The organism is Bacillus sp. T17B1 (assembly GCF_026796395.1).
GTDB classification, from domain to species: domain Bacteria; phylum Bacillota; class Bacilli; order Bacillales; family Bacillaceae; genus Bacillus; species Bacillus spizizenii_A.
Window position 1 is genome coordinate 35,501 of sequence record NZ_JALAYA010000034.1, and the last position, 7,938, is coordinate 43,438.

1 protein-coding gene is annotated in these 7,938 nt (G+C 47.4%); it reads left to right on the forward strand.

Features of this window, described 5'->3' with window-relative positions; all coding sequences use genetic code 11:
* Positions 1–362: 362 nt before the first annotated feature.
* Positions 363–7,938, forward strand: a 7,576-nt coding sequence (gene srfAA / locus MOF34_RS16330; RefSeq protein ID WP_268400872.1) for a surfactin non-ribosomal peptide synthetase SrfAA, incomplete at its 3' end; no start/stop codon positions are given.

Here is a 7,938-nt window from a genome sequence, read left to right on the forward strand (position 1 = left end):
CGCATGAAACTTTTCACCCATTTTTCGGTGATAAAAACATTTTTTTCATTTAAAGTGAACGGTAGTGTAGTAATGTAAAAATATACTGAAAACAATGAATAAATAGCCAAAATTGTTTCCTGTTGGGATAAGGGATATTGCGGTTTTATCCGTTTGTGTGAAACACCGCAATGATGATGATGGCAGCCGGTTTTGATAGCGGCAGAATGGTTTTGTTTGTTTGGATGCACTGCTTTTCAAGTGTAGTACTTTTGGCTTTTTCATCTGTTAGTTCATAAGGTTTAAAAGCTTGTATGGATAAGAAAGGGAAAACACGCTGCACATGTTCACTAGTTATTGAAGATTAGGGGAGGTATGAAAATATGGAAATAACTTTTTATCCTTTAACGAATGCACAAAAACGAATTTGGTATACAGAAAAATTTTATCCTCACACAAGTATTTCGAATCTTGCGGGGATAGGTAAGCTGGTTTCAACTGATAAGGTTGACTGGGTGCTTGTTGAGCAGGCGATTCAAGAGTTTATCCGCAGAAATGACGCCATGCGCCTTCGTTTGCGGCTCGATGAAAACGGGGAGCCTGTTCAATATATAAGCGAGTATCGGCCTGTTGATATAAAACATACTGACACCACTGGAGATCCGAATGCGATGGAGTCTATTTCACAATGGAGCCGGGAGGAAACGAAAAAACCTTTACCGCTTTACGATTGTGATTTGTTTCGTTTTTCCTTGTTCACCATAAAGGAAAATGAAGTGTGGTTTTACGCAAATGTTCATCACGTGATTTCTGATGGAATCTCTATGAATATTCTCGGAAATGCGATTATGCATATTTATTTAGAATTAGCCGGCGGCTCAGAAACAAAAGAAGGCATCTCGCATTCATTTATCGATCATGTTTTATCTGAACAGGACTATGCTCAATCAAAGCGGTTTGAAAAGGACAAGGCGTTTTGGAACAAGCAATTCGAATTAGTGCCTGAGCTTGTTTCCCTGAAACGAGATGCTTCCGCAGGAGGAAGTTTAGATGCTGAGAGGTTCTCTAAAGATGTGCCTGAAGCGCTTTATCAGCAGATCGTATCGTTTTGTGAGTCAAACAAGGTTAGTGTTCTTTCGGTGTTTCAATCGGTGCTTGCTGCCTATTTGTACAGAGTCAGCGGCCAGAATGATGTCGTGACAGGAACCTTTATGGGCAACCGAACAAATGCCAAAGAGAAGCAGATGCTTGGCATGTTTGTTTCGACAGTTCCGCTTCGGACAAACGTAGACGGCGGTCAGTCGTTTTTAGATTTTGTCAAAGACCGTATGAAGGATCTCATGAAGACGCTGCGTCACCAAAAGTATCCGTATAACCTTCTAATCAATGATTTGCGTGAAACAAAGAGCTCTCTGACGCAGCTGTTTACGATTTCTCTTGAATATCAAGTGATGCAGTGGGAGAAAGAAAAGGATCTTTCCTTTTTGACTGAGCCGATTTTCAGCGGCAGCGGGTTAAATGATATCTCGATTCATGTAAAGGATCGATGGGATACAGGGAAACTCACCATTGATTTTGATTACCGCACTGATTTATTTTCACGTGAAGAAATCAAAATGATTTGTGAACGCATGATGACGATGCTGGAGAGTGCATTATCTCATCCAGATGATGCAATTGATGAATTAACGCTGATTTCTGAAGCGGAGAAAGAGAAGCTGCTTGCGAGGGCCAGCGGTGAATCAGTCAGCTATCGTAAGGATATGACGATTCCAGAGCTGTTCCAAGAACAGGCTGAGCTGCTTTCTGATCATCCAGCGGTTGTATTTGAAGATCGCACATTGTCCTATCGAACGTTACATGAACAATCTGCACGCATCGCCAATGTGCTGAAACAGAAAGGGGTTGGCCCGGACAGTCCTGTTGCGGTTCTGCTTGAACGCTCTGAACGGATGATTACGTCTATCATGGGGATTTTAAAAGCCGGCGGAGCCTATGTGCCGATTGATCCTGCTTTTCCGGCGGAGCGCATTCAATATATTTTGGAGGACTGCGGCGCGGACTTCATTCTAACTGAATCGAAGGTTGCAGCTCCTGCAGCTGATGCCGAGCTGATTGATTTTGATCAGGCGATTGCCGAAGGTCCAGACGAAAGCCTGAATGTAGATGTGAACGCACGGAACCTTGCCTACATTATTTACACATCGGGAACAACCGGGCGTCCGAAAGGTGTGATGATCGAGCATCGCCAGGTTCATCACTTGGTTGAATCTTTGCAGCACACGATTTACCAAAGTGGAAATCAAACACTGCGGATGGCATTGCTTGCGCCGTTCCACTTCGATGCGTCAGTACAGCAGATCTTTGCTTCTCTTCTTTTGGGACAAACCCTTTATATCGTGCCGAAGAAAACAGTGACGAACGGATCGGCCCTTGCTTCGTATTATCGCAGGTACTCAATTGAGGCGACGGACGGGACACCTGCCCATCTGCAGATGCTAATAGCGGCGGGCGATCTCGACGGCATCAAACTGAAGCATATGCTGATCGGAGGAGAGGCCCTCTCTTCTGTTGTTGTGGACAAGCTAATGAAGAAGTTTAAAGAAGCAGGGACAGTACCGCATTTAACCAATGTTTATGGTCCGACTGAAACGTGTGTCGACGCGTCCGTCCATCCGGTTATTCCGGAGAGTGCTGGTCATTCAGCGTATGTGCCGATCGGGAAAGCGTTGGGAAATAACCGTTTATATATTTTAGACCAAAAAGGCCAGTTGCAGCCTGAAGGCGTGGCGGGCGAGCTTTATATCGCTGGCGATGGTGTTGGCCGCGGCTATTTGCATCTGCCTGATTTGACGGCTGAAAAGTTTTCACAAGATCCATTCGTGCCAGGCGATCGGATGTACCGGACGGGAGATGTGGTTCGCTGGCTTTCAGACGGAACAATTGAATATTTAGGAAGAGAAGATGACCAGGTCAAAGTCCGCGGCTATCGGATTGAGCTGGGTGAAATTGAAGCTGTGATTCAGCAGGCGCCGGACGTTGAGAAAGCCGTTGTTTTGGCTCGTCCCGACGAACAGGGGAATTTGGAGGTTTCCGCATATGTTGTACAGAAGTCTGGCAGTAATTTTGCTCCGGCCAGCCTGCGGGAGCATGCGGCTAGAAAGCTTCCTGACTACATGGTCCCGACTTACTACACAGAAGTGACAGAAATCCCGCTCACGCCTAGCGGTAAAGTGGACCGCCGGAAGCTGTTTGCACTAGAGGTGAAGGCGGTAAGCGGAACAGCCTATACGGCGCCGCGCAATGATACGGAAAAAGCAATCGCATCCATTTGGCAGGACGTACTGAATGTTGAGAAGGCGGGGATCTTTGACAATTTCTTTGAAACGGGCGGTCATTCATTAAAGGCTATGACGCTTTTAACAAAAATTCATAAGGAAACAGGCGCTGACATTTCGCTTCAATACTTGTTTGAGCATCCGACGATTGCGGCACTTGCAGAGAAAGCCAAACACAGAGAAAACCGGGAATTTGCTGCGATTGAACCTGCTGAAAAACAGGAGCATTACCCGCTTTCTTTGGCACAGCAGCGAACATATATCGTCAGCCAGTTTGAGGATGCGGGGGTTGGATACAACATGCCGGCTGCAGCGATTTTGGAAGGGGCTTTAGAGATCCAAAAGCTGGAGCACGCATTTCAAGGGTTAATCCGCCGACATGAGTCTTTGAGAACGTCATTTATTCTTGAAAACAGCACGCCGAGACAGAAAATTCATGACAGCGTCGATTTCAGTATCGAGATGATTGAAAGACGCGGCCGCTCAGATGAGGCAATTATGACTTCATTCGTTCGGAGATTTGATTTGGAAAAAGCACCGCTGTTCAGAATCGGCTTGATGAAGCTTGAAGAGAACCGCCATATGCTTCTGTTTGACATGCATCATTTGATTTCTGACGGTGTGTCCATCGGCATTATTTTGGAGGAGTTAGCACGGATATACAAAGGCGAACAGCTTCCTGAGCTTCTTCTTCAGTATAAGGATTACGCTGTGTGGCAAGGCGGCCAGGCTGCTGAAGGGTACCAGAAGGACCGGGCGTATTGGAAGGAAGTCTTTGCGGGAGAGCTTCCGGTGCTTCAGCTCTTGTCTGATTATCCGAGACCACCTGTTCAAAATTTTGAAGGGGATCGGGTGTCAATCAAGCTGGATGTGGGATTAAAGGATCGCTTAAATCGTGTGGCTGAACAAAATGGCGCCACGCTGTATATGGTGATGCTGTCCGCTTACTATACGCTTTTGTCAAAGTATACGGGACAGGATGACATCATTGTCGGAACGCCGTCAGCGGGCAGAAACCACTCCGATACAGAGGGGATTGTGGGGATGTTCGTTAATACACTCGCGATTCGCAGTGAAGTGAAGCAGGACGAGACGTTTACACAATTGATTTCGCGTGTCCGCAAACATGTGCTGGATGCCTTTTCTCATCAGGACTATCCGTTTGAATGGCTTGTTGAAGATTTGAATATCCCTCGTGATGTAAGCAGACACCCGCTGTTTGACACGATGTTCAGTCTTCAAAATGCGACAGAGGGTATTCCTGCTGTCGGTGATCTGGTCTTGTCTGTTCATGAGACCAACTTCAAGATTGCAAAGTTTGATTTGACAATGCAGGCGAGAGAAACCGATGAAGGCATTGAGCTTGATTTGGACTACAGCACGAAGCTGTTTAAGCAAAGCACGGCTGACAGGCTGCTCAACCATTTTGCGCGTTTGCTTGAAGATGCTGCGGCTGAGCCTGAGAAACAGATTTCTGATTACAAGCTTCTTGCTGAAGAGGAGGCTGCTTCGCAAATTCAGCAGTTTAACCCTGGCAGAACACCTTATCCGAAAGAAAAAACGATTGTTCAGCTGTTTGAAGAACAAGCGGCGAAGACGCCAGACCATCCGGCGCTTCAATATGAAGGCAAGTCACTTACCTATCGTGAGTTGAATGAACGTGCCAATCGTTTAGCGCGCGGCATTCTTTCTCTCGGGGCAGGTGAAGGCAGAACAGCTGCTGTCTTGTGCGAGCGGTCAATGGACATGATTGTGTCGATCCTCGCAGTTTTAAAAGCTGGATCGGCGTATGTTCCGATTGATCCGGAACATCCGATTCAGCGGATGCAGCATTTCTTCCGTGACAGTGGAGCGAAATTGCTTCTCACTCAGAAAAAATTAAAGGCTTTAGCAGAGGAAGCGGAGTTCGAAGGCGTTATCGTGCTTGCAGATGAGGAAGAAAGCTATCATGCTGATGCGCAAAATCTCGCACTGCCTCTTGATTCTTCGGCGATGGCCAACCTGACGTATACTTCCGGAACAACAGGAACACCAAAGGGAAATATCGTGACACATGCCAATATTCTGCGTACGGTGAAGGAAACGAATTATCTCAGCATTACGGAACAGGACACGATTCTCGGCCTTTCCAATTACGTGTTTGACGCGTTTATGTTTGATATGTTCGGTTCTTTGTTAAACGGTGCCAAGCTTGTACTGATACCGAAAGAAACAGTTTTGGATATGGCTCGCCTGTCTCGTGTTATTGAGCGGGAGAACATCAGCATTCTAATGATTACAACTGCTTTATTCCACCTGCTTGTGGACTTGAATCCGGCGTGCTTATCAACGCTGCGCAAGATTATGTTCGGCGGGGAGCGGGCTTCGGTTGAACATGTCAGAAAAGCTTTGCAAACGGTTGGAAAAGGCAAGCTCCTTCACATGTATGGGCCGTCTGAAAGCACGGTTTTCGCAACGTATTATCCGGTAGATGAATTGGAGGAGGACACACTGACTGTTCCGATTGGAAAACCGGTCAGCAATACGGAAGTATACATCCTTGACCGGGCGGGACACGTGCAGCCTGCCGGGATCGCCGGGGAGCTTTGCGTGAGCGGCGAAGGACTGGTGAAAGGCTATTACAACCGTCCAGAACTGACTGAAGAGAAGTTCGTTCCGCATCCGTTTACGTCCGGCGAACGCATGTATAAAACGGGTGACCTCGCCAGATGGCTGCCGAATGGCGACATCGAATTTATCGGGCGGATCGACCACCAGGTGAAAATCCGCGGACAGCGCATCGAGCTTGGAGAAATCGAACATCAGCTGCAAACCCATGACCGCGTGCAGGAGACTGTCGTGCTTGCTGTTGATCAAGGAGCGGGTGACAAGCTGCTCTGCGCGTACTTTGTTGGAGAGGGAGAAATCTCATCTCAAGAGCTGAGAGAACATGCGGCAAAGGATCTGCCGGCTTACATGATTCCCGCAGTGTTTATTCAAATGGACGAGCTGCCGCTGACCGGGAACGGAAAAATCGACAGGAGAGCGCTGCCGCTTCCTGATGCCAGCGTCTCAAGAGGTGTTTCATATGTTGCGCCTCGCAATGAAACGGAACAAAAACTCGCAGACATTTGGGCGCAGGTGCTTCAGGTTCAACAGGTTGGCGTTTATGATCACTTTTTTGACATCGGCGGACATTCATTAGCTGGTATGAAGATGCTTGCCTTAGTTCATCAGGAACTGGGTGTTGAGCTGTCACTTAAAGATCTCTTCCAGTCACCTACGGTTGAGGGCTTAGCACAGGTAATTGCCTCCTCTGAAAAAGGGACAGCCATCAGTATCAGCCCGGCAAAGAAACAAGATACGTATCCTGTTTCCTCACCGCAAAAACGGATGTATGTGCTCCAGCAGCTTGAAGGAGCGCAAACGAGCTATAACATGCCAGCGGTTCTGCGCCTTACAGGTGAGCTTGATGTTAAAAGGCTTAACAGCGTCATGCAGCAGTTAATGCAGCGTCATGAAGCCTTTAGAACCACGTTTGAAATAAAAGATGGAGAAACTGTGCAGCGGATCTGGGAAGAAGCTGAGTGTGAGATGGCATATTTCGAAGCCGCAGAAGAAGAGACAGAGCGGATCGTTTCTGAGTTTATCAAGCCTTTCAAAATCGATCGGCTCCCGCTGTTCAGAATGGGCCTGATCAAGCATTCAGACACTGAGCATGTGCTGCTGTTTGATATGCATCATATTATTTCTGATGGTGCGTCTGTTGGTGTGCTGATTGAGGAACTTTCGAAGCTGTACGACGGAGAAACCCTTGAGCCGCTCCGCATTCAATATAAGGATTATGCCGTGTGGCAGCAGCAGTTTATTCAGTCTGAACTTTACAAGAAACAAGAGGAGCATTGGCTGAAGGAGCTGGACGGAGAGCTGCCGGTGCTGACGCTACCGACTGACTATAGCCGGCCTGCCGTTCAAACATTTGAAGGGGACCGTATTGCCTTTTCATTAGAAGCAGGCAAAGCTGAAGCTCTGCGCAGACTTGCAAAAGAGACGGATTCCACACTGTACATGGTGCTTCTGGCTTCATACAGTGCGTTTTTATCGAAACTGAGTGGGCAAAACGATATCATCGTCGGTTCACCGGTAGCCGGACGATCCCAAGCGGACGTCAGCCGCGTCATCGGAATGTTCGTCAATACGTTGGCGCTGCGCACGTATCCAAAAGGTGAAAAAACATTTGCTGACTATCTTAGCGAAGTGAAAGAAACCGCGCTCAATGCTTTTGATGCGCAGGATTATCCGCTTGAGGACCTGATCGGAAACGTACAGGTTCAGCGTGACACGAGCAGAAACCCGTTATTCGATGCTGTATTTTCGATGCAAAATGCGAACATCAAGGATCTAATGATGAAAGGAATTCAGCTGGAGCAGCATCCTTTTGAACATAAAACGGCTAAGTTTGATATCACGCTGACGGCTGACGAAACGGACGGAGGGCTTACGTTCGTACTTGAATACAATACTGCGCTGTTTAAACCTGAAACAATCGAACGATGGAAGCAATACTGGGTGCAATTCCTAGATGCAGTTACCGGAAATCCGAACCAGCCGCTTTCCAGACTGTCACTCGTCACTGAACCAG